The organism is Candidatus Protofrankia datiscae, from assembly GCF_000177615.2.
Taxonomy (GTDB): Bacteria; Actinomycetota; Actinomycetes; order Frankiales; family Frankiaceae; genus Protofrankia; species Protofrankia coriariae.
In genome coordinates this window covers 5,265,316-5,290,138 of the sequence record NC_015656.1, presented here as the reverse complement: position 1 = coordinate 5,290,138, position 24,823 = coordinate 5,265,316, and the positions used below count along the sequence as shown (strand labels likewise).

At 69.1% G+C, this 24,823-nt stretch carries 26 protein-coding genes; 13 read left to right on the top strand and 13 right to left on the bottom strand.

Annotation, left to right across the window (positions count from 1 at the left end; translation table 11 throughout):
• Window position 1: 1 nt before the first annotated feature.
• The 3 genes from FSYMDG_RS29055 to FSYMDG_RS22210 all read right to left on the bottom strand — a co-directional run bounded on the left by FSYMDG_RS29055 (window position 2) and on the right by FSYMDG_RS22210 (window position 3,046).
• Window positions 2–688, bottom strand: coding sequence for an IS630 family transposase (locus FSYMDG_RS29055; protein WP_237702726.1), 687 nt, complete (start codon window positions 686–688; stop codon window positions 2–4).
• The gene (locus tag FSYMDG_RS29050) at window positions 673–1,143 is read right to left on the bottom strand and encodes a helix-turn-helix domain-containing protein (RefSeq protein WP_043602714.1); all 471 of its coding nucleotides are present in this window, start codon (window positions 1,141–1,143) and stop codon (window positions 673–675) included. Before FSYMDG_RS29050 ends, FSYMDG_RS29055 begins: the two co-directional genes overlap by 16 nt.
• A gap of 196 nt (window positions 1,144–1,339) precedes the next feature.
• Window positions 1,340–3,046, bottom strand: a complete 1,707-nt coding sequence (locus tag FSYMDG_RS22210) for a purple acid phosphatase family protein (RefSeq protein ID WP_050803637.1) — start codon at window positions 3,044–3,046, stop codon at window positions 1,340–1,342.
• A 397-nt stretch (window positions 3,047–3,443) separates the two neighbouring features.
• Between FSYMDG_RS22210 and FSYMDG_RS22200 the strand changes: the two genes are divergently transcribed.
• The 8 genes from FSYMDG_RS22200 (at window position 3,444) to FSYMDG_RS26615 (ending at window position 10,081) form a co-directional block, all read left to right on the top strand.
• On the top strand, window positions 3,444–3,743 hold the full coding sequence (locus FSYMDG_RS22200; RefSeq protein ID WP_013875616.1) for a hypothetical protein: 300 nt from the start codon (window positions 3,444–3,446) through the stop codon (window positions 3,741–3,743).
• Between the two features lie 244 nt (window positions 3,744–3,987).
• Window positions 3,988–4,305 (top strand): 30S ribosomal protein S6, encoded by a 318-nt coding sequence (gene rpsF, locus FSYMDG_RS22195; RefSeq protein ID WP_256386216.1) that lies wholly within the window; start codon window positions 3,988–3,990, stop codon window positions 4,303–4,305.
• A gap of 13 nt (window positions 4,306–4,318) precedes the next feature.
• A complete protein-coding gene (locus FSYMDG_RS22190; protein WP_013875614.1) occupies window positions 4,319–4,879 on the top strand; it encodes a single-stranded DNA-binding protein in 561 nt (186 codons plus the stop codon).
• 97 nt (window positions 4,880–4,976) lie between these two features.
• A complete protein-coding gene (gene rpsR, locus FSYMDG_RS22185; RefSeq protein WP_013875613.1) occupies window positions 4,977–5,213 on the top strand; it encodes a 30S ribosomal protein S18 in 237 nt (78 codons plus the stop codon).
• Window positions 5,214–5,223: 10 nt separating this feature from the next.
• The gene (gene rplI, locus FSYMDG_RS22180; RefSeq protein WP_013875612.1) at window positions 5,224–5,670 is read left to right on the top strand and encodes a 50S ribosomal protein L9; all 447 of its coding nucleotides are present in this window, start codon (window positions 5,224–5,226) and stop codon (window positions 5,668–5,670) included.
• 658 nt (window positions 5,671–6,328) lie between these two features.
• Window positions 6,329–7,696, top strand: a complete 1,368-nt coding sequence (gene dnaB / locus FSYMDG_RS22175; protein ID WP_013875611.1) for a replicative DNA helicase — start codon at window positions 6,329–6,331, stop codon at window positions 7,694–7,696.
• Window positions 7,697–7,912: 216 nt separating this feature from the next.
• The gene (locus FSYMDG_RS22170; RefSeq protein WP_013875610.1) at window positions 7,913–9,157 is read left to right on the top strand and encodes an ATP-binding protein; all 1,245 of its coding nucleotides are present in this window, start codon (window positions 7,913–7,915) and stop codon (window positions 9,155–9,157) included.
• A gap of 339 nt (window positions 9,158–9,496) precedes the next feature.
• Window positions 9,497–10,081, top strand: coding sequence for a hypothetical protein (locus tag FSYMDG_RS26615; RefSeq protein ID WP_013875609.1), 585 nt, complete (start codon window positions 9,497–9,499; stop codon window positions 10,079–10,081).
• Window positions 10,082–10,120: 39 nt separating this feature from the next.
• Here the strand turns inward: FSYMDG_RS26615 and sigJ are convergent, their stop codons facing one another.
• Window positions 10,121–11,026, bottom strand: coding sequence for an RNA polymerase sigma factor SigJ (gene sigJ, locus FSYMDG_RS22165; RefSeq protein WP_202797648.1), 906 nt, complete (start codon window positions 11,024–11,026; stop codon window positions 10,121–10,123).
• The gene (locus FSYMDG_RS22160; RefSeq protein ID WP_013875607.1) at window positions 10,978–11,403 is read right to left on the bottom strand and encodes a carboxymuconolactone decarboxylase family protein; all 426 of its coding nucleotides are present in this window, start codon (window positions 11,401–11,403) and stop codon (window positions 10,978–10,980) included. The genes sigJ and FSYMDG_RS22160 overlap by 49 nt, the downstream gene beginning before the upstream one ends.
• Window positions 11,404–11,650: 247 nt before the next feature.
• On the opposite strand from FSYMDG_RS22160, the gene FSYMDG_RS22155 reads away from it, so the two are divergent.
• Window positions 11,651–12,208, top strand: coding sequence for a hypothetical protein (locus FSYMDG_RS22155; protein ID WP_013875606.1), 558 nt, complete (start codon window positions 11,651–11,653; stop codon window positions 12,206–12,208).
• Between the two features lie 312 nt (window positions 12,209–12,520).
• Here FSYMDG_RS22155 and FSYMDG_RS22150 read toward each other — a convergent pair whose 3' ends face one another.
• The 4 genes from FSYMDG_RS22150 to FSYMDG_RS25470 form a co-directional block, all read right to left on the bottom strand.
• Window positions 12,521–12,916 carry a hypothetical protein gene (locus tag FSYMDG_RS22150; protein ID WP_013875605.1) on the bottom strand — a complete coding sequence of 132 codons (396 nt, stop codon included), beginning with the start codon at window positions 12,914–12,916 and terminating at the stop codon, window positions 12,521–12,523.
• Window positions 12,913–13,203 carry a hypothetical protein gene (locus FSYMDG_RS22145; RefSeq protein ID WP_013875604.1) on the bottom strand — a complete coding sequence of 97 codons (291 nt, stop codon included), beginning with the start codon at window positions 13,201–13,203 and terminating at the stop codon, window positions 12,913–12,915. The genes FSYMDG_RS22150 and FSYMDG_RS22145 overlap by 4 nt, the downstream gene beginning before the upstream one ends.
• A gap of 89 nt (window positions 13,204–13,292) precedes the next feature.
• Window positions 13,293–14,189 carry a helix-turn-helix domain-containing protein gene (locus FSYMDG_RS22140; protein ID WP_013875603.1) on the bottom strand — a complete coding sequence of 299 codons (897 nt, stop codon included), beginning with the start codon at window positions 14,187–14,189 and terminating at the stop codon, window positions 13,293–13,295.
• A gap of 159 nt (window positions 14,190–14,348) precedes the next feature.
• Window positions 14,349–14,552, bottom strand: coding sequence for a hypothetical protein (locus tag FSYMDG_RS25470; protein WP_013875602.1), 204 nt, complete (start codon window positions 14,550–14,552; stop codon window positions 14,349–14,351).
• A gap of 1,083 nt (window positions 14,553–15,635) precedes the next feature.
• Here FSYMDG_RS25470 and FSYMDG_RS22135 point away from each other — a divergent pair.
• The 4 genes from FSYMDG_RS22135 (at window position 15,636) to ilvD (ending at window position 18,968) form a co-directional block, all read left to right on the top strand.
• On the top strand, window positions 15,636–16,094 hold the full coding sequence (locus FSYMDG_RS22135; protein WP_013875601.1) for a hypothetical protein: 459 nt from the start codon (window positions 15,636–15,638) through the stop codon (window positions 16,092–16,094).
• Between the two features lie 118 nt (window positions 16,095–16,212).
• Window positions 16,213–16,536: a putative quinol monooxygenase gene (locus tag FSYMDG_RS22130; protein WP_043604236.1), complete on the top strand. Its 324-nt coding sequence runs from the start codon at window positions 16,213–16,215 to the stop codon at window positions 16,534–16,536.
• The gene (locus tag FSYMDG_RS22125) at window positions 16,533–16,976 is read left to right on the top strand and encodes a hypothetical protein (protein WP_013875599.1); all 444 of its coding nucleotides are present in this window, start codon (window positions 16,533–16,535) and stop codon (window positions 16,974–16,976) included. The genes FSYMDG_RS22130 and FSYMDG_RS22125 overlap by 4 nt, the downstream gene beginning before the upstream one ends.
• A gap of 141 nt (window positions 16,977–17,117) precedes the next feature.
• Entirely contained in the window at window positions 17,118–18,968 is a 1,851-nt protein-coding gene (gene ilvD / locus FSYMDG_RS22120) for a dihydroxy-acid dehydratase (RefSeq protein WP_013875598.1), read from the top strand.
• A gap of 83 nt (window positions 18,969–19,051) precedes the next feature.
• Here ilvD and egtD read toward each other — a convergent pair whose 3' ends face one another.
• The 4 genes from egtD to egtA form a co-directional block, all read right to left on the bottom strand.
• On the bottom strand, window positions 19,052–20,077 hold the full coding sequence (gene egtD, locus FSYMDG_RS22115) for an L-histidine N(alpha)-methyltransferase (RefSeq protein ID WP_013875597.1): 1,026 nt from the start codon (window positions 20,075–20,077) through the stop codon (window positions 19,052–19,054).
• Window positions 20,078–20,124: 47 nt separating this feature from the next.
• Window positions 20,125–20,913: an ergothioneine biosynthesis protein EgtC gene (gene egtC, locus FSYMDG_RS22110; protein ID WP_013875596.1), complete on the bottom strand. Its 789-nt coding sequence runs from the start codon at window positions 20,911–20,913 to the stop codon at window positions 20,125–20,127.
• A gap of 180 nt (window positions 20,914–21,093) precedes the next feature.
• The gene (egtB, locus tag FSYMDG_RS22105) at window positions 21,094–22,605 is read right to left on the bottom strand and encodes an ergothioneine biosynthesis protein EgtB (RefSeq protein WP_237703174.1); all 1,512 of its coding nucleotides are present in this window, start codon (window positions 22,603–22,605) and stop codon (window positions 21,094–21,096) included.
• Window positions 22,605–24,221 carry an ergothioneine biosynthesis glutamate--cysteine ligase EgtA gene (egtA, locus tag FSYMDG_RS22100; protein WP_202797647.1) on the bottom strand — a complete coding sequence of 539 codons (1,617 nt, stop codon included), beginning with the start codon at window positions 24,219–24,221 and terminating at the stop codon, window positions 22,605–22,607. Before egtA ends, egtB begins: the two co-directional genes overlap by 1 nt.
• Between the last annotated feature and the right edge of the window lie 602 nt (window positions 24,222–24,823).

Sequence of the window (24,823 nt, the reverse complement as noted above, 5' to 3'; positions counted from 1 at the left end):
GCTAATGTGTGGGGTATAGGTGGCGGAGTTTGGTGCGGGCGTCATCGGTGGTGAAGTGCCAGTTGACTTGGCGCTGGTTGGCGTTGACGGCTGTCTGCCAGGCGTCGAGTTCGGTGTTCAGGACGTCGAGGGTGTCGATGCGGCGGTCGAGGCATTGGCGGGTCAGGGCGGCGAGTTCGATTTCGGCGATGTTGAGCCAGGAGCCGTGTTTGGGGGTGTGGTGGATCTCGAGTCGTTGCGCGAGTGCGAACGCGACGGCCGGGTCGAAGGCCTCGTAGAGCGAGGAGATGTCGTGGGTGTTGAGGTTGTCCATGACCAGCACGACCCGTTCGGCGTCGGGGTAGTCGAGGGTGAGCAGGCGCCTGACGTGGTGTGCCCAGTCGATCCTGGTGCGCCGTGGGGTGGCCTGGACGCGGCGCCAGCCGGCGAGTGGCTCGACCCAGCAGAAGATCGAGCAGGTTCCGTGGCGCACGTACTCGGAGTCCTCGCGCCGGTCACGCCCTGGCGTGGCGGGGATCGGGTCGCGGGCGTGGGCCAACAGCTGGTAGGGCTTCTCGTCCATGCACACCACGGGCACGCCCGGGTTGTGGGGCCGGGCGTAGACCGCCAGAACGTCTTCCATCCGCGCGGCGAACTGCGCGTTCGCCCTCGGTGGGATGGTCCAGCACTTCCTCAGATGAGGACGCAACCTCGTTTTTTTAAGACCCGGCCGATGGTGGAATGGTCCAGGTCCGGGATGTCGGCGACCAGCGCGACGTGCTTTTCCAACAGCCGCAGCGACCAGCGTGCATAACCAGCCGGTGGCTGCGAGCATGCCAGCGCGATCAGTCTGGCCTCAACCTCGCCGGTCACCGGGGAAGGCACCGGGGGAAGCTCCCGTGCCTTCCGACCGATCGTGGCCCCCACATCCCCACCGGTCTCGGTGAACCGCTTCGCGACCAGCCGCAGCGTCTCACCCGAGACCCCGACCCGGACCACGAGTTCTTCTTGGGAGGCAACCGGGCCGACCGAGGTGTCCAACGCGAGCAGGACCCGCGCCCGCCGGATCATCGACGCCGGATGAACCCCCGTCGAGGTCACCCGAACCAACTCGTCACGATCAGCCTCGGTCAAGGTGACCGGCCACTTCTTCTGCGAACCCACGACACAGTCCTGACCGGCAGAGGGACGGGGAGACCTGCCAGACCCAACCCTCTCACCCAGACACAAGACACACCAGAACTAAGCAGCGACAGTCTACTAGGGCGTGCCTGACAGATGTTCGATCACGCCCGGCACGTGGCTGGACGGCAGCCGGCCGTGGGCATGATCAGCGGTTTGTGCCGCCGGAGGCCGCGTTTCAGCGGTGACCGGGCGCGGATCCCGGGTGATCGGGCGGGTTCTTCGTGGGAACGGTGTGGCCGCGCGCAACGGCCCGGCGCAGGGTCACCCGGTCGAACTCGGTGCCGTGCTCGTCCACACCCCGGAGGGTCAGGGTGGAGTATCCGCCCGGCTGGCCCGGATCAGAGTCGGCGACCACGATCGCGTAGTTGTCGAACCGGGTCCGCGACCAGTTGATGGACTCGGTCAGCTTCGTCCCGTCCGACTGCCAGACGTAGCTGTTCGGCACGGCGTTGGAACCCGGAACGATCTTTCCGCGGTAGGACTCCGGCTCCCCGCCCTGGAACTGGTAGCGGGGCCGTCCACCGCTGCCGGCGACGATGTAGGTGGTGCCGTCCTTCGCCGGCTCGATGACCGAACCGTCGGGGGCCTGCCTGGTCGGGGTGTTCTCGCGGATCGGGTCGGTCCGCTCGTAGAGGTGGTTGTGGCCCTGCAGCACCAGGTCGACCTGGTATCTGTCGAACAGCCCTGCCCACGCGCCGCGGACCCCGCCGTCGCTGGCGTGCTGCGCGGTCGTCGAGTAGGCGCAGTGGTGGAAGAAACAGACGATGAAGTCGATGTCCGGGTCGGCGCGGTGGGCCTTCAGCGTCCGCTCCACCCACGAGGTCTGCGCCCCGCCGGAGTAGCCGGTGTTCGTCCTGATCTCGAAGCTGACGTCGTTCGCGTCCAGCGAGAGCACGGCCACGTTGCCGTGGACGAACGAGTACACGCTGGGGCAGCCCTTCGGCCCGCCGTCGGGCAGGTCCAGCCGGGCGTGGTGGCCGCCGTAGCCGTGCGGGGAGTACAGCGCCTCCATGTCGTGGTTGCCGGTGGCGAACATCCACGGGGTGCGGGCGGCGCTGGCCTCGATGCCGGCCAGGTAGACGTCCCAGACGGTCGGGTCGTAGTTGTCGAAACCGGCCGGCGGTGAGCCGGCGAGGTTCCGCCTGGGCGGCAGCCCCGCACCCGACGGATCCGCGTAGCAGATGTCTCCGGCGAGCAGATGGAACACCGGGTCCTGCCGGGCGATGGTCGCGGTGATGGCCGAGGCGTGCACGACGGTCGGGTCGTTGTCCGCCTGGTAGTAGTTGTCGTCGAACCGGCCCGGCGGGAGACCCGGCGGGGTGGTGTTCGACCCCTGGTCACCCATCATCGTGAACCGGAAGGAACCGCCCTCGCGCCCCTTCCGGTGGCCGGTGCGGATCGCCTGGACGGGGGTGGCGCTCCCGCCCGGGATTCGAAAACGGTAGTAGTACTCGTGTCCTGGTGCCAGGTTGTCGAACGCCGCGTGCACGTAGTACTGCTCGACCGTGTAGATCGAGCCGTCGACCTGCGGGACCTGGGACAGCAGCGGACGGATCTCCGCCTCGGCCGTGTGGCCGAGCCCGCGGCCCGGCCCGATGTCGACCAGCACCCTGCCTCGGCCGGGGTTACGCGACAGCTGCGCCGCGAGCCGCAGCTGTCGGGACGGGTCGGCGCCGAACGCGGCGTGCCGGCCGCCGACCAGCAGGGGGCTGTCGGTGGTCGCACCGGCGTAGGCGGCCCGGCCGAACGGCGTGCCGAGCAGGCTCGCCGCGCCGGCCCCGGCCAGCCCACCGAGCAGGATGCTCCGTCTGCTGACCGGCCGGCGGCGGAGAAAAGTCCGCAGCCATTCGTGCTGCTCGGCGATCGTCATGTCCTCGGCCATGTCGGCCGGAACCCCCGATCCCACCACTTCACCACGAGGACTCACAGGCATGGCGCCGAAATTAGCTCCGTTCCCGTCGGAGAGCGGAACCACAAGGTGACCGGAGGCAAAAATATCAGTAAATACCGTGGTCGCCTCGGGCCTCGCCATGTCGCGGCCGGCCAGAAAACGTGTGGAAGGAAATAACGTCAGCCGCGGTCGGTCCGCTGGCCGCGAACCGATCGGATCGTGTGGCCGGACGAGCCCCGCCGGCCATGGAAATGGAAGTGGAGGAACGACACCTTTTTGCCGTCCGTGAGCTGCGGGATCTGGCACGTATTGTGGATCCTTCGTCCCTGGAAGAACCCGATGGCCGTGGTGGGATCGGGGAAGGATGGCACGGGCAGGATATGGAGCTGTGAGGGGTGTCGGTGTCACAGGCCGCGGGTTCGCGCCGTTCGTCGCGTCCGTCGGCCTGGCCGCCGCCGTGGCCGTGGTCGCCGCGATCTGGCCGTCACCCGGCCGGCACGTGCACGGCCTGCTGGTGGTGATCTCGCTGACGCTCGTCGTGGGGGTGGCCAGTGCCGGTCTGCGGGTGGTCGCCGCCGCACGCGGGCGCGGGACCCGCGAGGTGACGCTCCCGGAGCCGGCGCCAGGCACCGAGTCCACCGGCGTGACCCGCGAGACGCGCGAGGTGACGGATGACGGCGGTGGATGACGGTGGTGAATGACGACAGCGGATGACGACGGGGAGTGGACGACGACGGGGAAGGGCAGCGGGTGGGTCCGGCCGATCGGCCTGTGGCCGGGTGGTATCGGGCCGGGCGGTATCGAGTAGTGTTTGCGACGTTGCCGCTGGTCGGTCCGTGCGGGTCCGCTCCGCGTCCGGCCGTGTGCGGCACTGTCCCTCCTGCCACGGAACCCTCCGTGGCCGCCCGAGTCCACAGGAGGTGGGTTCACCCTTGCCACGTCATTATGAACTGATGGTGATCCTCGAGCCGGATCTCGAGGAGCGCACGGTGGCGCCGTCTCTCGACCAGTACCTGACCGTCGTCCGCTCCGGCGGCGGCGTGGTGGAGAAGGTCGACGTCTGGGGTCGCCGCCGGCTTGCCTACGAGATCCGCAAGAGTTTCGAGGGCATCTACGCCATTATCGACCTGCACGCCGAGCCGGACGTCGTCGCCGAACTCGACCGTCAACTCGTCCTCAACGAATCGGTGATCCGTACCAAGGTGATCCGGCTGCCCGAGAAGAAGCCGCGGCGGCGGGCCGCGGCCTGAAGGGAGCGGCCCCATGGCCGGTGAGACAGTTATCACGGTGGTCGGGAACCTGACGAACGATCCCGAGCTTCGTTTCACGCCCAACGGCGCGGCCGTCGCCAGCTTCACCGTCGCCTCGACACCACGCACCCTCGACCGGGCCACCAACGAGTGGAAGGACGGGGACGCGCTGTTCCTGCGCTGCTCCATCTGGCGGCAGGCCGCCGAGCACGTCGCGGAGTCGTTGCAGAAGGGCGCTCGGGTCATCGTCCAGGGCCGGCTCAAGCAGCGGTCGTTCGAGACCCGTGAGGGCGAGAAGCGGACCGTGGTCGAGCTGGACGTCGACGAGATCGGCCCGTCGCTGCGGTACGCCACCGCCAAGGTCGTCAAGGCCGGTCGTGGCGGTGCCGCCGGCGGCGGTTACAACGGCGGCGGGCCTTCCGGTGGCTACGGTGGGCCGCCGGCGTCCGGGGGGCCGTCTGCGGGCGGTGGCTACGGCGGGCCGTCCGGTGGCGGCTCGGGATACGGCGGCGGGCCTGCCGACGACCCGTGGTCGGCGTCGCCCGGCGGCTACTCCGAGGAGCCCCCGTTCTGATCCAGCCGATCCCCGGCAGCGCCTGACCGGGGCCGGGCCCACCGGCGTCGGGCCGAAGCCGTGACGTCGGGTCGAAGCCATGACATAGGAGTGCACGATGGCCAAGGCGGCCGTGCGCAAGCCGAAGAAGAAGGTTTGCGTGTTCTGCAAGGACAAGACCGACTACATCGACTACAAGGACACCTCGCTGCTGCGGAAGTTCATCTCCGACCGCGGCAAGATCCGCGCTCGGCGGGTGACCGGCAACTGCAGCCAGCACCAGCGTGACATCGCGATCGCGGTGAAGAACAGCCGGGAGATGGCCCTGCTGCCCTACACCTCGACGGCCCGCTGAGGAGGATGACGTGAAGCTCATCCTCACCCAGGAGATACCCGGCCTCGGCAGCCCGGGCGACACGGTCCAGGTCGCTGCGGGGTACGGGCGCAACTACCTCATTCCCCGCCGGTACGCGATCGTGGCCACCCGGGGCGCCGAGAAGCAGATCGAACAGATCCGTCGGGCCCGGTCGGCCCGGGAGATACGCGATCTCGGGCAGGCGAAGGAGATCGCCGGCCAGCTCGCGACCCTGCCGATCCGACTGGTGACCCGGGCGGGCAAGGAGGGTCGGCTGTTCGGCTCGGTGACGGCGACGGACGTGGTGGCGGCCGTGTCCGCAGCCGGTGGCCCGGACCTGGACCGTCGGCGGGTCGAGCTGCCCTCGCCGATCAAGTCGCTCGGGTCCCACACCGTGTCGGTGCACCTGCACCCGGAGGTCGTGGCGACCGTCAAGCTGGAGGTCGTCTCCGCCTGACGACCAGCCGAACGCGGCCGGCCCACAACGGCCGCCCGCGGGACAGCACACTGATCGGGTGACCGCGATGTCAGTCACCCGGGCAGAGGCCGTGCGATGATTTTGTCGCGCGGCCGGCGCCCTGAGATCGAGTACAGGCAGAGGCCGTGCGATGATTTTGTCGCGCGGCCTTCGCCTTGGACGGGCATGCTCCTGCTGGGCCGGCCGATGCCGACATCGCGGTCACCTGTTGTGCTTTCTGGACAGCCAGCTGTCAGGCCGCCGACCGCTCGGAGACCGCGCGGGGGTCTCCGTACGATTCGTCGTCGAATTTCTTCCATCCACAGGGGATGGACGGCGATGACCCCCTTCCTGCGCTGATAGCAGCACAGCCGACGTCAGCGCCGGCTGGTTGTCCACAGCCCCGACGGGCTTGTCCCAGCGATTTCCCCAGCCTTTCCGGAGTTGTGCACAGAGTTGTCCACAGGGTCTGTGGACAACTTTTTGGATGCTGGGCGGGTGCGCCCATACAGTCGACGCCGCCCGGTGAAGTGTTCGAGGAGACGCCTCCCCAGGGATTGACGGGGTCGCCACTGTAACCGAACATATGTTCGAAGATGGTGTGGTGTGGGGAAAGGGGCAGGCATGACGGGGCTACAGGTATGACGAGGCCACAGCCGTGACGCTGACCGATGTCGACCGCACCCGGGCCGCTTCCAGCGGGCCGGTCGAGTTCGACCGCACGCCGCCGCATGATCTGGCTGCCGAGCAGAGCGCGCTGGGCGGCATGATGCTGTCGAAGGACGCGATCGCCGACGTCGTCGAGGTGCTCTCCGCGAGCGACTTCTACCGTCCTGCGCACAGCACGATCTACGGTGTCATCGGCGATCTCTACGGTCGTGGCGAGCCGGCTGACGTGATCAGCGTCGCCGCCGAACTCGCCCGGCGGGAGCTGCTCGAGCGCGTCGGCGGGCCGGGCTACCTGCACACCCTCATCTCCAGCGTCCCGACCGCGGCGAACGCCGGCTACTACGCCCGGATCGTCGCGGAGAAGGCTGTTCTGCGCCGTCTCGCCGAGGCGGGCACCCGCATCGTCCAGCTCGCCTACGGCCCCGCCCAGGACGTGGACGAGGTGGTCGATCGCGCGCAGGCCGCCGTCTACGAGGTCACCGAACGCCGCTCGAGTGAGGACTACGCGCCACTCGGCGACCTGCTCAACCCCGCGCTGGAGGAGATCGAGGCGATCGCGGGGCACGACGGCGCGCTGACCGGCGTCCCCACCGGCTTCAACGATCTCGACGAGCTGACCAACGGTCTCCACGGCGGCCAGCTGTGGATCATCGCGGCCAGGCCTGCCGTCGGCAAGAGCACGCTCGGGCTGGACCTTGCCCGGTCCGCGTCGATTCGCAACGGCATGGCGTCTGTGATCTTCTCGCTGGAGATGAGCCGAATGGAGATCACCATGCGGCTGCTGTCGGCGGAGGCGCGGGTGTCCCTGCAGAACATCCGCACCGGCCGGCTCACCGACGATGACTGGGCCCGGCTGGCCCGCCGGATGGGCGAGGTCGCCGACGCGCCCCTGTTCATCGACGACAGCCCGCACCTGACCATGATGGAGATCCGGGCGAAGGCCCGCCGCCTGAAGCAGCGCAACGGCCTACGGATGATCGTCCTCGACTACCTTCAGCTGATGTCCTCACCGAAGCGCACCGAGAGCCGCCAGCAGGAGGTCAGCGAGATATCGCGTTCGCTCAAACTGCTCGCCAAGGAGCTGGACATCCCGGTGGTGGCGATCTCCCAGCTCAACCGGGCGTCCGAGCAGCGCGCGGACAAACGCCCGCAGATCTCCGACCTGCGCGAGTCGGGCTCCCTCGAGCAGGACGCGGACGCCGTGATCCTGCTCTACCGGGAGGACGCCGTGGAGAAGGAATCGGCCCGCGCCGGCGAGGCCGACCTGATCGTCGCAAAGCACCGCAACGGCCCGACCGGCACCGTCACCGTGGCCTTCCAGGGCCACTACTCCCGCTTCGTCGACATGGCCGGCTGACCTGAACGGCAGGCTGACCCGAACAGCGCGACGCTCCACACCGCCGATCAGCTCAAGGTCTCCATGCGCCGCCCCAGCTTCCCGTATCGGCCCGAACCTCGCAGGTGATCGGCATCGAAACACGCAGGTGATCGGCATCGAAGGATGCAGGTGATCGGCGCTGAAGCATGCAGGTGATCGGCATTCAAGGCTGTGGGAAATCGGTATCCTGAGATCATGGATGGTGCCGGCTACGTCCCGCGGATGGTGGACTCCCTGCTCTCGGAGCTGGTGACGCAGCTACCGGCGTTGCTGATGGTGGGCCCCCGCGCGACCGGCAAGACAACCACCGCGCGCCGGCTGGCCCGCTCCACCGTCCGTCTCGACCGCCCAGTCGAGGCCGCCGCCTTCCGTGCCGATCCGGACACAGCGCTGCGTGCGCTGCCCGAGCCGGTCCTGCTCGACGAATGGCAGGAGGTCCCTGATGTCCTCGGCGCGGTGAAGAGAGCGGTCGACGACGACCCCCGGCCGGGCCGCTTCCTGCTGACCGGCAGCGTCATGGCTGACCTGGAGACCCGGACCTGGCCGGGTACCGGGCGTGTGGTCCGGCTGCCCCTCTACGGGCTCACGGTAAGGGAGGCCGACCGGCGCTCGCCCGGGACACTGTTCATCGATCGTCTGGCCACCGCCGAACTCGACGCGCTCACCGTGCCCGCGGACCCGCCAGATCTTCTTGGCTACATCGAGCTCGCCCTACGCGGCGGTTTTCCGGACACCGTCCTTCGCCTGAGCGGTCTGGCCAGGCGCGCCTGGCTGGCCGGCTACCTCGACCAGTTGGTCACCCGCGATGCCCAGCACGTCGAGTCCCGGCGCGACCCCGACCGGCTCCGCCGCTACGTCGAGGCCCTCGCGCTCACCACCGCCGCTGTCACGACCGACGAGACCATCGTGCGCGCCGCGAACCTGGACCGGCGGACCGTCGTCGCCTACGAGCGGCTCATGACCAATCTCTTCGTTCTCGACCAGATACCGGCATGGTCCACCCAGCGGCTACAGCGCCTGGTCAAGAGGCCCAAGCGCTACCTCGTGGACTCGTCGCTGCTCGGCGCCGCGCTGCGGGCCACACCACGCGCGGTCCTGCGCGACGGCCACCTGCTCGGACGTGTCATCGACACGTTCGTCGTCGCGCAGATCCGTCCCGAACTGGCCCTCAGCCCGCTGGAGCCCAGGCTCTATCACCTGCGCCAGGAGGACGGCCGTCGCGAGATCGACCTACTGATCGAACTCGGCGGCGACCAGGTCGTCGCACTGGAGATCAAGGCCACCGCGGCGCCGACCACGTCGGACGCCCGTCACCTCGTCTGGCTACGCGACCAGCTCGAAGAGCGCTTCGTCGCCGGAGCCGTCCTACATACCGGCCCCCGCGCGTTCCGCATCGACGACCGCGTCTTCGCCCTGCCGATCAGCACCCTCTGGGGCTGACAGCCACCTCACGAAGAGAACCGGTGCCCGCAGTGGCGCTGTCCGCATCCGCCGGTCGGCTTCCTCCAGTTCGTTGTCCGCGGCGGCGGCGATGCTGGCGGCGGTCGCGGACAGGCCAGCTTGACGGTGCCCCCGGTTTTTCAAGCGCCTTCTCGTGTTTCTGGCCCTCGTCGCCGTGGTTCCGGTCGAGGTGGGCTGTATACCGCCCAATGATCGACTCCGCGGGCTGTCCGAGCGCCTGACGGAATTCCTGGGAAACTCCCAGCCGACCGTTTGCTTGTTACTTCCGTTGGTGGGCCGCCTGGGGACTTCCTCGAGTCCTCCTCTGCCACTATAGTGATGATTCTGCTGTCGCTCGCCCGCGAGGCCCCGAGGGGAAGAATGACATGGAGAGATGAGACCGCGAGAAAGATCGATACCGAGCAAGTCGAGAAGGATAGGCAGGCGTGGGGGCGAGAGCAGGAGCGGCTTCGCCGGGAGGCGCTCCATCCGTTCGGGGTCGAGTGTTCGACCGAACTCATCGATTTGATACGGGGTGAGTTCGTTCCGACGATGTGCGGCGAAAGAGCATCCCCGTCGTCGATTCTCCTGAAGCCGCGCGGAAGCAGGCAGGGGAGGTGGTGGACTCCGCGGCCGACGAACCTAATCGGTTGGAAGCTGTTCGCACCAATTAAGAATGGTAACCTCAACCCGCTTCTCGCCGTTTGTGACGATGGTCAGATCGTTATTATCGATACAAGGCCCGTTGTCACATCGCGGGTCGCCATCGACCGCACCTTGTCAATAGACAATGCGGTCAGCGGTTACGAAATAGTAGAACTTTACCGAGGCTACACCTCATCGCATTCGACCGCCTACTCGATTGTCGATGTTCTGCGCGCAAATGCCGAGCTTCATGTCCGCAGGGTGTGGGGCATGCATTAAACCTCGGTGACTCCGACCCATATTTTCATCGGGTCGTTTTCATCGGACCGCGGCGAGCTTGTCAGGGTTGGCGACCACGTACACGCCGACGATCTTATGGTCGTCCGCTTCGACGAGGAGCGCGTGTACGGACTTCGAAGTCTCTATGACCATGGCGGGAGCGCCGTTGAGGTCGATGTGCACGACCTTGAATGTCCCTCTCCGCCGGTAGATGCGGGCGAAGAAGTACGCAACCCTGGCCCGCCCGGCGATCGGTCTGCGCGCGGCGCGGGCCCGGCCGCCGCCGTCGGTCCACGCGATGACGTCGGCGCGCAGCATGCTCTCCAGCCTTGGCAGGTCGCCGTCGCGGGCAGCGGCCACGAAGTCGCTGAGCAGACGCCGATGCTCGTCCCGGTTGGGGACGAACCTCGGCCGGCGCGTATCCAATGCCTGTGCGGCCCGCCGGTGCAGCTGCCGGCAGTCCTCCGACGTGCGATCGAGGATCGCGGCGATCTCGTCATACGGCAGCTCGAACGCCGTCCGCAGTACGTACACCGCGCGCTGCGGCGGCGTGAGCCGCTCCATGAGATGCAGCACGGCCAGCGACAGGTCGGAGGTGTCGATCACTCCGAATGGCGACGGATCAGTTGCCACCGGTTCCGGCAGCCACTCGCCGACGTAGCCCTCGCGAAGCGCGCGTCGCCTACGCAGGTGGTCGACAGCCAATCGCGCCACCACTGTGGTCAGGTACCGGCGCGGCTCGCTCACGCTCGCCCGGTCAACGCCGGACCAGCGCACATACGCCTCCTGCATGACATCTTCAGCGTCGTGCCAACTGCCCAACAGCCGGTAGGCCAGGCCGTGCAGCATCGGCCGATGGGCGACGAACTGGTCAGCGGCTTCCGCGGCGAACGGTGTCATCCCGCTGGTGGCCGCATTCCCGTCGACACGGCGATCCGATTCCACACGTTGATCGTCGCAATGGCGAGAATCAGGTTCGCGACATCCTCGTCCGACCAGTGCTTCACCGCGCTGTCCCACACCTCGTCGGGTACCCCCTGCTCGCCCAGGCGGGTCACGGCGTCGGTCAGCGCCAGCGCGGCACGTTCCCGATTGTTGAAGAACGGCGACTCACGCCAGGCCGCCACCGCGAACAGCCGGCGGCTGTCCTCTCCGGCCGCGAGGGCGTGGCGGCTGTGCATGTCAATGCAGTACGCGCAACTGTTGAGGACCGATGCCCGCAGCTTGACCAGTTCCAGGAGGGTTGGATCGACGGTCGACGTGACGTAGCGCTGCAACGCGGCAACCGCCTGGTATCCGGCCGGCGCCACCTTCGAAATCAAGATACGTTCACTCACACCTTCACGACGGAGCGGGTCGTGCCTGGCGTGACAATCCCAACTGTGATCAACGGCACATCATTTACTCGCATGACGATCCGACCCGGTCGAGGCGGGGCCATGAGTGCCGCCGACACGACCGGCTGTCTGCAGGTCCCTCAGCAGCCATGGTGGCGGATCGCCGCAGAACCGGCCGGACGAGCAAAGCCGGCATGCAGTGCCCGGTTGTATCCCGGTTGGTAAGTGTTCGGTGAACCTGTCGATCACCGCGACCCTCACCCGGCCCACCGGCAAGAACACCGCCGCGTTTCCCGCCACCCTCGCGATGGCCCTCGTCCGCGCGGGCACGTTCCTGACCTGGCGTCGCATCCCGACCATGCTCGATCTTCCCGCGCGGGCGGCCTCGACCGCCCGCGCGGTCTGGGCCCGCATCGACTATGTCGGTCAGACCACGAACACGCTGCTCGCGCTCGACCAGCTTCTCGACACCCTGCTCACCACGCCCCCACCCATCGATTACGGGCGCCGTCGCCGGATCTTCCGCGACATCGACCTCCTGGACGAGCAACGGCTCGACTCCGCCTGCAGGCACGCGGCCATCCGGCCGAATACCGCGCGGCGCAGGCACGCGACCATGCGCATCTGGGAAGTGCTCACCGGCGGCGACATCCGTCTCCACCCCGCATACCTCGCCCCACACGACCACCGACAACGCGCCGCCTACACCGGATTCGTCGCAGGTGCAGGCTCTGCACTTGCCGATCACCTTCACCGCGAAATCGAAGGCTGCGGGAAACCAGTATCCTGAGATCAAGCTCAGGCTCTATCACCTGCGCCAGGATGACGGCCGCCGCGAGATCGACCTGCTGATCAGCACCCTCTGGGGCTGACAGCCGCGTCACGGAGAGAGCCGATGCTCGTAGTGGCGCTATCCGCATCCGCCGGTTGGCTTCCTCCAGTTCGTTGTCCGCGGCTGCGATGCCAGCGGCGGTCGCGGACAGGCCGGCTTGCCGGTGTGGTCCCGGTGTTTCAAGCGCCTTCTCGTGTTTCTGGCCCTCGTCGCCGTGGTTCCGGTCGAGGTGGGCTGTCTTCTCCGACAGCGACGATCCGCAGAGATCATTTACAGAGACAGCACATTGACAGGAACGCCACCGTACCGGTCGGAATCGACGGTAAGGACCGGTAAACCAGTCGCGAGGGCGAGCATCGCGGCGTGGCTGGCGGGCCAGTCCAGGTGAGGGTTGTGCGAACGGAGAGTGCCGAGGTAGCCGGTACGGGTCAGCCCGCAAATATCGATTGCGCCAGCCGGAGCGACCGCGATGATGTCGGCGAGGTGCCCGGCGATGGCGGGACGGGCGGCGGTGGCCTCGGCCAAGCACAGCGCTGGCACGTCCAGGGCCGGACCACCGTCGATCGCACCGCGCAGCAGTCGGGACAACTCCCTGCGATGATGTTCGCTGCCGGTACCGGCCAGGCCCGCGCTCAGCGCGAGGTCGTCGAGGACGTAGCCGCTCACGCGGCAGCGCTTGCTCGGTGCGCGGCAAGCGCATCGACAGCCGCTTGGCCGAGCACGGCTACCGGGTCACGGTCGTCGATCCCGGTGCGCAGACGCCCGGCGACGCTGTTCAGTTCCGCGACGATGCCGGGGGACGCCGGGTAGAGGCCGGTGGTGTCACGTATCCATGCAAGTGCCGCAGCATGAGCGTGCAGTACCGCGACGGACCTGTCGGCAGCCTGGTCGGGCTGGCCCAACAGGTCATCGACCAGTGCATGTGCGCGGGTCCGGTCGTCGGCCGTGCTCATAGGCGTAGATCTTACCCTCTGGGCCTGACAACGGACTCTCCCGGAACGGGTTCGCCAGCACCGCCTGGGGCCGTGCTCGCGCCGAGCGGTCAGCGCTGTTCGGAGAGGATCTGTTCGATGTAGGCGCGGCGGTGGCGGTCGAGGATCGGGTCGATGTCGGTGGTCGCCTTGCTCTCGAACTCGGCGAAGATCCGAAGCAGGATCTGGACGGTCTCGGGGTTCTTGTGCGACACCACGGACAGTATTGTTTCGGTCAGCGCGCGGTTCTCGTCCAGTATTTCTATGCTGCTGGACGGCGGCACCACGAGCTCGGTCCCGTTGGGGACCAGGGCGATGGTGATGTTCGGCCGGCTGGTCGCCAGCTCCCGGATGCGGTCGATCTGGGCGATCATGGCCGCGGGTGCCGCCACCGGATAGGCGAGCACCGACTCCAGCAGCACGAAGTAGAAGGTCCGCCGTTCGTCGTACAGAATTCGCTGCCGTTCCATCCGCAGGGCCACCGCCCGGGCGCCGTCGGCGAGGTAGTCGATGTCGAACAGCTCGCAGAAACGCAGGATGATCGCCTGTGCGTATTCGCTCGTCTGCAACAGGCCGGGTACGAGGGTCGGCTGAAAGAAGCGGACGACCTGGGCGGCGGACTCGTGCTCGAGGTACTGGGGCTGGAAGCGGCCGATGTAGGGGCTGGGGTCGATGACCGGGTCCGCGCCGGACACGAGGCGTTCGGCTGCCTGCCGGAACTGCGACACCACTGTCTCCGGCTCGTCGAGCGCACGCACGATCGCTTCGACGTCGTCAGGGCTGGGTGTGACCGTACCGGTCTCTATTCGGGATATTTTCGACTGACTCATTCCGGTTCGGCTGGCGAGCTCCTGGCCGCTGAGCTCCTGGCCGCTGAGCCGGTGCCGGTGCCGCAGGACCGCGAGTTCGGCTCCCAGCTGCGCTCCGGCCGTTCGGGCCGACGCGTCATCGTCCGGGAGGTTTCTCATGCCATACCCTTCCGAGTCGGTCCGGAGATCCGAGCGGCCCAGCTCCCTGGCTGGCCAGAATGACAGCGGCGCGGTGGCGGATGACGTTCATGTCGCCGCGCCGCGGGTTCGCCGTTACAGATTCCTTCAGGCCGTGTGGGTGGCTGGTCGGGGGGCCGGTCAGGCCTGTAGCGCCTGGGCGGCCTGACGCAGGAGCGCGACCGGGATGCGGACCATGGATTCGCCGTCCGGTACGTCGTGACCGGAGTCGACCACGTATCCCTGCACCAGGACGGTATCGGGGCCCTCCTGGTAGACGGTTGGACAACTTCCCGAATAGTCGCAGGAAGTAGCAATGACTATACCTGGCGTGTTGGTGCTCACGGTGGCTCCTGGTCGCGATGAACGGGCATGGTGGGACGACCCGGCGTCCAGCGGGCCAGGGTCGACGCGATCGTGGTTTTCGCGTCGTGGCTCCGGGAACGGAGTTCACAAGGCCCGCGGAGCCGGGCTCCCGGCTCCGCGGGGCGCGGAGGCCCAGCTCATCATCCTCCGGGCGCCGGCGGGTCGTCTATGCTCGTCGAGCCGTCGGCTATGCGGGTGAGCTGGCCGGTCGGAGTATCGACGGATGACTTGCCCCTTGTGGAGGCTGACCCGCATCTTAACCAGCTCACCGAGCCTGCCGCAGGACCGGGTTGGTCTGGGGCGGTTGTGCCGGAAGCGGCGAGCCGTCAAGATCGTCTATATGATCATCCGCCACAGGTGGACGGATTATGAATTATTTGATCTTCATGAATAGTTCTTGCATTACCACAGTTTGGTCTGCATAGTGTAGGCATCGCCCGCAGCGAGGCGGCCCCTCCTTCTCAAAGGATGTGGCGCTATGAGGCAGAGTCCGCAAACCGCGAGATCGATGCCCTGGCCTGATCAGGCGTCGGTTCGCGGGTTCGTCCGAGGGCCGCCGAGCGCTGGGCCACTCCTGTCGTGCGTATGGCGCGGGGACGCTCCGGCGCGTCCCGGTGGGCGGATTCACCTGATCGCAAGGGGTGGGCCGCTCTTCGTCATCTCTGGGCTCTCCGGGCCTTCGGACAGGCGAGGTGAACCATACTTGCGCGCCCCTTCGGTCAGGGTCCGCACGGACCGGGGCGACGGTTGGGCGATCCCGGGCCCCACGGCCGCGGAAGACGATTCCCGAAAGACATGGAAGAGACGCGGAAAGGCAGCGATGACCATCTATTCGGAAATAACGACCATGTCGGGCGACTCACCCGGCGCGGTCGGCGGGAGGGTGTTGGCGCACCCACCCGCCGAACCGGACCAGCTTGACCCGCACCCCGGTTGGCCCCGGTGGGAGAACGGACCGTTCTTGACAATAGTCCTTCTCCCGCGTCCGCTGTTCCAGACAGGTAACCGCTTGGTATCCAGCTCCCGGATCCACGTTGCGGCTCGGCACCGGCGGGAGGCACGATGACCGCCCAGGTGTTCGCCGCGGTAGCGGCGCTTGCGGAAGGCGACCAGACGATCACGTTGCCGTCCACGAACACGTTGATCATGCTCGGCGTGGTGCTCAGCGGGATCGCGCTCGTCAGCGGCCGGCTGCTGGTCGCGGCCGTCCTCGCGGTCGTGACGGTCGGCGTCGCGGGTCTCGCCTCCATCGCCGCCACGGTGTCCGGGCCGGACGATGTCACGCGGAGCGTGACAGCCAGCGTCGCCATGCTGGCCGGCCTGCGGCTGCGACGGGGCACCGCGGCGCTGATTCCGCCGGGTGAAAAGCACCGGCCCGGCTGGCGCCGGTTCCGCCGGCAACGACCGGATTCGGTGCCGGCTGGGCAACCTGCCCATCCTGCCGAGGAGAACTCCGGTCGCCCGCGGGAGAACTCCGGCCACCCCGAGGAGGAACAGCAGGTCGTGAGAAAGGATGCCTGAACACAGAAGCGGCTCTCCTGCCGCCCCGGGGCCGGGTAGCGCCGGCCCCGGGGCGGCAGGGCGCACGGGGGATGCCGCGGCTGGATCGTGCATGTCCGATTCGTGCCAGACTTGGGCCATGACCGCTGCCGAGGACGGCGCCCAGGGCTCGCCGGTGCTGGAAGTCGCCCGTTTCGACGTCGTGCCCGGCCAGGAGGAGGCGTTCGCCGACGCCTACCGTCGTGTCGTCACCGAGATCACCACCTGCCCCGGCTGCCGGTCGGCGCGGCTGGCCCGCGGGGTGGAGACGCCGTCCCGGTTCGTCCTGTTCGTCGAGTGGGAGAACCTGGACGCGCACCTGGTGACCTTCCGCGCCTCCGACCGGTTCACCCGTTGGCGTGCGACGCTGGGTCCCTTCTTCGCGCAGCCGCCGAGCGTGGAGCATGTAACCGAGCTGTCGTGAGCACCTTCGCCAGCTATTTCTTCTTCGCGCCGGTGTTCGCGGTCGTCTTCGGCTTTCTGGGCTGGATGGTCCCGGCGCTGCTCTTCCGCGGCGCGGTCGCGCGCCGCCGGGTCGGCGTCCAGACCCTCTTCCGGACGGGATATGCGATCATCGCCGTCGTCAGCCTGTTCCTGCTCGTGATCGGGACGCGGACGAGCCAGCGGGTCCAGCACCCCGACGGGACCGTCAAGTACGTGGCCGGCCCTCGTGACCACGATGTGGCCCCGCTGCTGGGCACGGCCGCGTCCTTTGTGGTCGTGTGGCTGGTCCAGCGCCAGTGGCGGCGGTGGCAGCTGCGCCGCGGCGGCGGCCCCGGTGGCCCCGCTGGCTTCGGCGGGCTGGGCGATCGGTGGCGGCCGCGCCGCGGTGGCTCGCGCGGCCTCGAATACGACGAGGGTTAGGCTTGAAGCGGACGGGTGGGGCCTGGCGGGCGGGTCCGGGCGGCTTTGATGCCTGTACGGGTATGAATGCCTGGTATGGGTGTGCCCGTGGCCCCGGCGTGACCCACGTCCACGCCGATCGATCGCCATGAGGACTGCCCGATGCCTGTTCTGCGTTCCCGCACCACCACTCACGGCCGCAACATGGCCGGTGCCCGCGCGCTGTGGCGCGCCACCGGCATGACCGACAACGACTTCGGCAAGCCGATCGTGGCGATCGCGAACAGCTTCACCGAGTTCGTGCCCGGTCATGTGCACCTGCGCGACCTCGGCCGGATCGTGTCGGACGCGGTCGCCGAGGCCGGCGGCGTGGGCCGGGAGTTCCACACGATCGCGGTCGACGACGGCATTGCCATGGGCCACGGCGGCATGCTCTACTCGCTGCCGTCCCGCGAGATCATCGCCGACAGCGTCGAGTACATGGTGAACGCGCACTGCGCGGACGCGCTCGTCTGCATCTCGAACTGCGACAAGATCACTCCTGGGATGCTGCTGGCGGCCCTGCGGCTGAACGTCCCGACCGTGTTCGTCTCCGGCGGGGCGATGGAGTCCGGCCGGGCGGTCGTCAGCGACGGTGTGGTCCGCTCGGGGCTGGACCTCATCTCCGCGATCGCCGCCTCCGTCGACACCGCGGTCGGGGACGCCGAGCTGGACGCGGTGGAACGCTCCGCCTGCCCCACCTGCGGGTCCTGCTCCGGGATGTTCACCGCGAACTCGATGAACTGCCTGACCGAGGCGCTCGGGCTCGCGCTGCCCGGCAACGGCTCCACGCTCGCCACCTCCGCGGCCCGCCGCGACCTGTTCGTCCGGGCCGGGCGCACGGTGGTGGATCTCGCGAAGCGCTGGTACGACAAGGACGACGACACGGTGCTGCCGCGCTCGATCGCGACCCGTTCGGCCTTCCTCAACGCCTTTGCCGTGGACGTGGCCATGGGCGGTTCGACCAACACCGTGCTGCACCTGCTGGCCGCCGCGGTCGAGGCCGGGGTGGCGGTCACCCTCGACGACATCGACGCGATCTCCCGGACGGTGCCGTGCCTGTGTAAGGTGGCGCCGAGCTCGGACTACCACATGGAGGACGTCCACCGCGCCGGTGGCATCCCGGCCATCCTCGGCGAGCTCGACCGGGCCGGCCTGCTGCGCCACGACGTCCACTCGGTGCACGCCGCGAGCCTGGCGGAGTTCCTCACCCACTGGGACGTCCGCCGGCCGGACCCGGCGCCGGAGGCGGTGGAGCTCTTCCAGGCAGCCCCGGGCGGCGTGCGCACGATCGAGCCGTTCTCGTCCACCGCCCGCTGGGAGTCGCTGGACACCGACGCCGCCACCGGCTGTATCCGTGACGTCGCGCACGCCTATTCCGCCGACGGCGGTCTGGCGGTGCTGCGCGGGTCCCTCGCGCCGGACGGTGCCGTGCTCAAGACCGCCGGGGTGGAGGCCGGCCGGCTGACCTTCCGCGGCCCCGCCCTGGTGCTGGAGAGCCAGGAGGAGGCGGTGGAGGCGATCCTGTCGAAGCGGGTCACCCCCGGTGACGTGCTGGTCATCCGCTACGAGGGCCCGCGCGGCGGCCCCGGCATGCAGGAGATGTTGTACCCGACGACCTTCCTCAAGGCCCGCGGGCTCGGCCCGCGGTGCGCGCTGGTCACCGACGGCCGGTTCTCCGGCGGCTCGGCGGGCCTGTCCATCGGCCACGTCTCGCCCGAGGCCGCGCACGGCGGCGCGATCGCGCTCGTCCGCGACGGTGACATCATCGAGATCGACATCCCGGCCCGCCGGCTGGACCTGCTGGTGGACGCCGAGGAACTCGCCGTGCGGCGGGCCGAGCTGACCGCCGCCGGCGGCTACCGGCCGAAGGAGCGCCAGCGCCCGGTGTCGGCGGCGTTGCGGGCCTATGCGGCGATGGCGACCTCGGCGTCCACCGGTGGCGCCCGCGACGTCTCCCTGGCCGGCGGCTGACCGGGCCCGTCACCTGATCAGCCGGCCCGGTTCGTCGGCCGGGTCCTGCCGGCCGGCCGGCCTTGTTCGGCCGGCCGGAGTCGTCAGGCAGGGACGGCGAGAGCGAGCCCGAAGTCGCCCGCGGAGTCGGTCCACCAGTGGACCATGGCCAGGCCCGCGGCGGCGAACTCGGCGGCCAGGCTGTCCCGGGTGAACTTGGCGCTGATCTCGGTGCGCATCTGCTCGTTCTCGGCGAAGGACACCGACAGGTCCAGCGCGCCGACGTGAACCCGCTGGTCGCGGACGGAGCGCAGGCGCATCTCGATCCAGGAGTTCTCCGCGTCCCATCGGGCCACGTGGGCGAACCCACGCGGGTCGAAGTCGGCGTCGAGTTCGTGATTGATGACCGACAGGACGTTGCGGTTGAATGCGGCCGTGACGCCGGCGCTGTCGTTGTAGGCGGCCACCAGCCGGTCTGGATCCTTGACCAGGTCGCAGCCCAGCAGCAGCATGTCGTCACCTTTCAGGTGGGCGCGCATGCTGGTGAGGAATGCGTGCCGGCCCGCGGGCGCGAGATTGCCGATCGTTCCGCCGAGAAACGCGACCAGGCGGCGGTTGGCGTCGGGCAGCAGGTGGAGGTGACGCTCGAAATCGCCGACGATCGCGTGCACCCGCACCGCCGGATATTCCTGCCGGATCGCGGCCGCGGCGTGGGAGAGCACGGACTCGTCCACATCGAACGGGACGAACCCGCGCAGGTGGCCGCTGCGCTGGAGGGCGTCGAGCAGCAGGCGGGTCTTGGCGGAGGTTCCGGAGCCGAGTTCGACGAGGGTGTCCGCTCGCGACATCACGGCGATCTCGTGGACGTGGCCGGCCAGAATCGCCCGTTCGGCCCGGGTGGGGTAGTACTCGGGCAACCGGGTGATGGCGTCGAAGAGCATGCTCCCGTTGGCGTCGTAGAACCACTTGGGTGGTAGTTCCTTCGGATTCGACGTGAGTCCGGCGCCTACGTCCCTGGTCAGTGCCGTGATCCGGTCGGACGCGGTGAGATGCCGATCGAAGACGATTTTCGGGTCGAGATCATCCCTGGTGGAACCGACGTTGGTGAGACCGGTGCTGGACGCTGTCATGAGCTGTAACCTCCGGGAGCGTTAATGCAACCGAGAGTAGCTGAATCTTAGGTCAAATTACTAACGATGACATTGCGCGTGTCAGCTACGAGCAATTGGTGATCATCAAGATCGATCCATCCGTCTCCGTCATCGCTGGGTTCGCTGGCCACCTCGACTCCGGCGCCGATCTCTGTGCCGACTTCCATATCGGCCCCGATACCGACTCCGGTGTTCTCGCCGCCGGACACGCGGTACGACAGGGTTTCACCCCAGGTTGTCGCCACTATTTGCGATCCGTCGGTTACCAAAAGATTGAGACGGGCCGCGCCGTCCCTGCCGCCCGCCGCGACGACGACCTCCGCGACGGCGTCGGCGAGGTGCGCGCCCGCGGCCAGCCGCTGCCACACCACGGCCGCCAGCAGCGCGGAGTCACAGCGAGAGTCGGGCACCGGCGCTCCCCGCGAGCCCCGCAGCAGGCCCAGCGGCACCGTGAGATCCACCCGTCCGTTGTGGCTGAGCAGGTGCCGTCCGTCGGTGTACGGCGCGGTCGCCGTCTCCTCGACGGGCATGCCGACGGTGGCGTTGCGGACCGCGGCCAGCACACAGCCCGAACTGATCACGCCGGCGAGGGACGCGAACGAGGCGTCGGCCCAGATCGGGACGGCGCGACGGTAGCGGGCCGGCTCCGTGCGGATCTCAGGGGCGTACCACCCGGCACCGAAGCCGTCGGCGTTGATCCGGCCGTGCAGCATCCGCCGCGGCTCCCACGCCTGGCGCAGCAGGCCGTGCGGCGGGTCATGCAGGAGCGAGGCCAGCGTCTGCGACGTCCCCAGCCACGCCGTGTGACGACACAACCGGAATCATCCTTCTTTCCTCGGTGGTCGGGCTCTGTTGCTCTTCCTCTTCGGCGACCGGGTTTGCCTCGGTGGCCAGCTCTGACGGCCAGCTCTGACGGCCAGGTCGGATGGTCAGGGCGCGCGGGAGGCGCGGCCACACCGCCCGCGGCCTGCCGGCTTCTGTGGTGGCATGGTCTGTCAGGCGTCGCGCGCGAGCCGGAAGCCGGCGAAGATCTGCCGGCGGATCGGGTGGTCCCAGTTACGGAAGGTAGCTCTGACGGTGCTGTGATGCGTCGCCCAGGAGCCACCGCGCAGCACCTTGAACCCGGCGTACTCGGCAACATCGGCCGCCCCGGCCACCCCGTTCGCCGCGGCGGCACCGACCGCCCCGGCGGGCGGCCCCTTGCCGGCGCCGGGCGCGGGTGGGAAGAACACCTCGCTGTACTCGCGGTAGGGGAACGACCGGAAACCCGGATAGCCCACGAAATCCCCAGCCGTCCACTCCCACACGTCACCGATCATCTGCTCGACGCCGTAAGCGCTCGCGCCGGCCGGATACGCCCCCAGCGGCGCGGGGCGGGTGGCCGCCTGCCCCAGGTTGGCCCGCTCCGGCGTCGGCTCGCTGTCCCCCCAGGGAAAACGTCGCGAACGCCCGGTGACGGGATCGTGCGCGCACGCCTTCTCCCACTCGGCCTCGGTGGGCAGCCGCCGGCCCGCCCAGCGCGCGTGCGCCTGCGCCTCGTACCAGCAGACATGCTGCACCGGCTCGTCCATCGGGACCGGCTCGTCCCGGCCGAAGCGCCGGCGTATCCAGGTGCCGCCCTCGCGGCGCCAGAACTGCGGGGCGGTCAGGCCGGCCCGGCACCGCCACGCCCAGCCGGCGGCCGACCACAGGCGTTCGTCGTGATAGCCGCCGTCCTCGATGAACGCCGCGTGCGCGGCGTTGGAGACCGGCAGCGTGCCGATGAAGAACGCCGGTACGTACACCCGGTAGGCGGGACGTTCGTTGTCGTACGCCCATGCCGTGCCGGCGGTGTCGCCGTCGGTACCCATCGTGAACTCGCCGGCCGGTATCAGGATCTCCGCCGCGGGCACCGGCCGGCCGGGTGGCGGCGCGGCGCGGTCGCCGATGATCGGGGCACCCGTACGGAGCTGGTGGGTGGCGAGCATCGTCTCGTCGTGCTGGTGCTCGTGCTGGACCACCAGCCCGTAGACGAACCCGCCGGTCAGCAGCGCCGCGCGCGAGCCCGGCGAGGGCGCGCCGACCATGTCGGCCATCCGCGGGGACGGCCCGCTGTCGCTGACCGCCCAGGTGGTCGACGACAGCAGCGTGTCCGGGTCGAGCCGCGCCAGGACGTCCAGGACGGCGCCGCGCACCTCGTCGAGGTAGGACCTCGCCTGCGCCGGGCCGAGCAGCGGCAGGGCCGGCCGGTCCGCCCGGGGGTGGCGGAACGCGTCGTAGATGTCGTCGATGCCCGGCCGCAGCGGCCGGCTGCCCGCGACCGCCCGCAGCAGCCACGACTCCTCGTAGTTGCCGATGTGGGCAAGGTCCCAGACCAGCGGTGACATCAGCGGTGAGTGCTGGCGCCGCAGGTCGTCGTCGTCGAGATCGGTGTAGGCGAGGCTGCGGGCCCGGCTGTCCGCGAGCGCCCGGACGATCTCGTCGACGGTCAGCCGGGTGATCAACTGGGTGGTCGGCCGGGTGGTCATCATGCCGTCGCCCATGGCCGGGCGGTCGCGCGCTCGTGGCCGGCGACGATACTGGCTCCGGCAGCGCTACCGGTGCCGCCGTTGGCGCTGGTACCGGCTCCGTCAGCGGCAGCGTTCCCGCTGACGGCAGTGCTCCCGCTGACGGCAGCGGTGCCGATCCCAGCGTTGATCTCGTCCCGGAGCAGGCCCAGCGGCCCGTCGGCCGGCAGCCGGTCGATGAGATCATCGGCGGGGCAGCGGCCCGGCTCGACGTAGGTCTCGAGATAGGTGTCGACGGCGGCGAGCAGGGCATCGTCGACACCCAGGTGTCCCAGCGCGTCCCGGGCGGCGCCCGCGCACCGCCGCGCCGCCCGGTGCAGCATGTCGTCGCGTAGCCCCAGCGCGGCCGCGGTCAGCCAGCGGCCGGCCACGGGTTCGCACGCGTCGGCGGCCGTGTCCGCGGCGCGGGGGTCGTCGAGCAGGGCGGTGGTTACCGCGACCGCCACCGGCCAGTTGCCGGCCGGTGCCGCGTCGAGGTAGCGCAGCTCCAGCCAGCCGCGCGGACGTACCGGCGGGAACACCGTGGTCGCGTGGTAACGCAGGTCCGCGACTGTCGGCGGCCGTGCCACCGGGCCGGCACCGGCCACCCAGTCGGCGAACGTCGACCCGTCCCGGGCGAGCTGGAAGTCACCATCGGGCAGGCGCACCAGCATGACCCTGGCCGCCAGCAGGTAGTCCGCCCAGGCCGTCGCCGGATCCGGCTGGTGGGGGGCTGCCACCGGGGAGGTCCGGCTCGGGTCGATGTCCGCCCACAGCGACTGCCGGGTGGAACGCCACCCGGTCGCCGTCCCGGCCAGCACCGGGGACGCGGCGAACATGGCCACCAGCACCGGGCCGAGGGCATGCGCCAGCTCGAAGCGCCGGGCCCACCGCGCCGTGGCGCCCGCGTCCAGGTTGACCTGGACGGACGCGGTCGAGCACATCATCGCCTCACCCGCCCGGCCACCGTCCGTCCGCCGGAAGTACTGCTGCATGGCCACGTAGCGGGGGGCGTGCAGCTGGCGGCGCGGCGGCCGCAGCGGATCGGTGCCCATCGCGGCCAGGGCGAGCCCGGCGTCGGCGAGCATGGCGCGCACCGCGGTGAGATCGGTGGCGGTCCGCGCCAGCGCGTCCGGCAGCGGCAGAGGCGGGGCGGACAGCTCGAGCTGGCCGCCGGGTTCGAAGGTGAGCCGGGTCCCCCCGGGCAGGAACAGTTCGTCCACCGGTTCCGGGGAGGTCTGCGGGGAGGTCTCCCCGTCCCGTGACGGCCGCGGTGGCGGGCTACCGGTGAGCGCCGTCAGCGTGCGGCCGGGGGGCACCGGGCGTGCCGGGGAGGCGATGTCGACGACGAACCATTCGGTCTCGATGCCGACGTTCCCGGCGGGCTGATCGGTCAGGCAGGTCAGGTGCGCGTAACGGTGGACGTCCTCCGGTGAACGGATCTTGTCGTCGGCGCGGAGCCCACCGTCGGACCGGATCCTGTCGTCGGTGCGGATCCTGTTGTTGGTACAACAGGGGCCGGTGCAACAGGGGCCGGTGCAACAGGGGCCGGTGCAACAGGGATCGGTACAACAGGCATCGGGATCGGATGCTGGCATGCCTGCCGGTGTCCGTTTCATGAACCCTCCAGGTCCGGACCGGCCAGGGTCGCTGGCCGTGGGTCGCGGTACGGGCCGATGGCGGTCGGCGCGGGTCAGGTGGTCCCGGTCCGCCACGTTGTGGGCTTTCCGGCCCTTTGACCAGACCTTTACAGCAGGGTGTTGCCCGGTAGTTACCGATGTGCGAACGACGTGGCGCACATCGAAGGGCCGTTGTCGGATTGTGCCCATCACCCGACCCCCTTCACACCGGAAAGTTCGGTCATCGTCCGGAGTCTGATGGGAGGTGTGTGCAGCGTCCAGACTGTGCGGTGCCCGGCCTGGGCGCCGCTGGGACAGGGTGCCTGGGCACTGTTGGGGCAGGGTGCCTGGGCGCCGTTGGGACAGAGTGTAAGTATGTGTCATGTTGGATGACTGTTGCGATTTTTATGGAATGGTGGCCGTCGCATAGTTGGTTTGCTGTGGCGTTCGGTGACCGCATCGCGGCACACTCGGTGATGGCCAGTGTGCGACGCGCATGGGGCAGGTGGAACCGCGTGCGGTCGCACGGAGCCGGACCGGGGACGGAGCGCATTCCGCGCCGGCCCACGCGTCAACGGCGG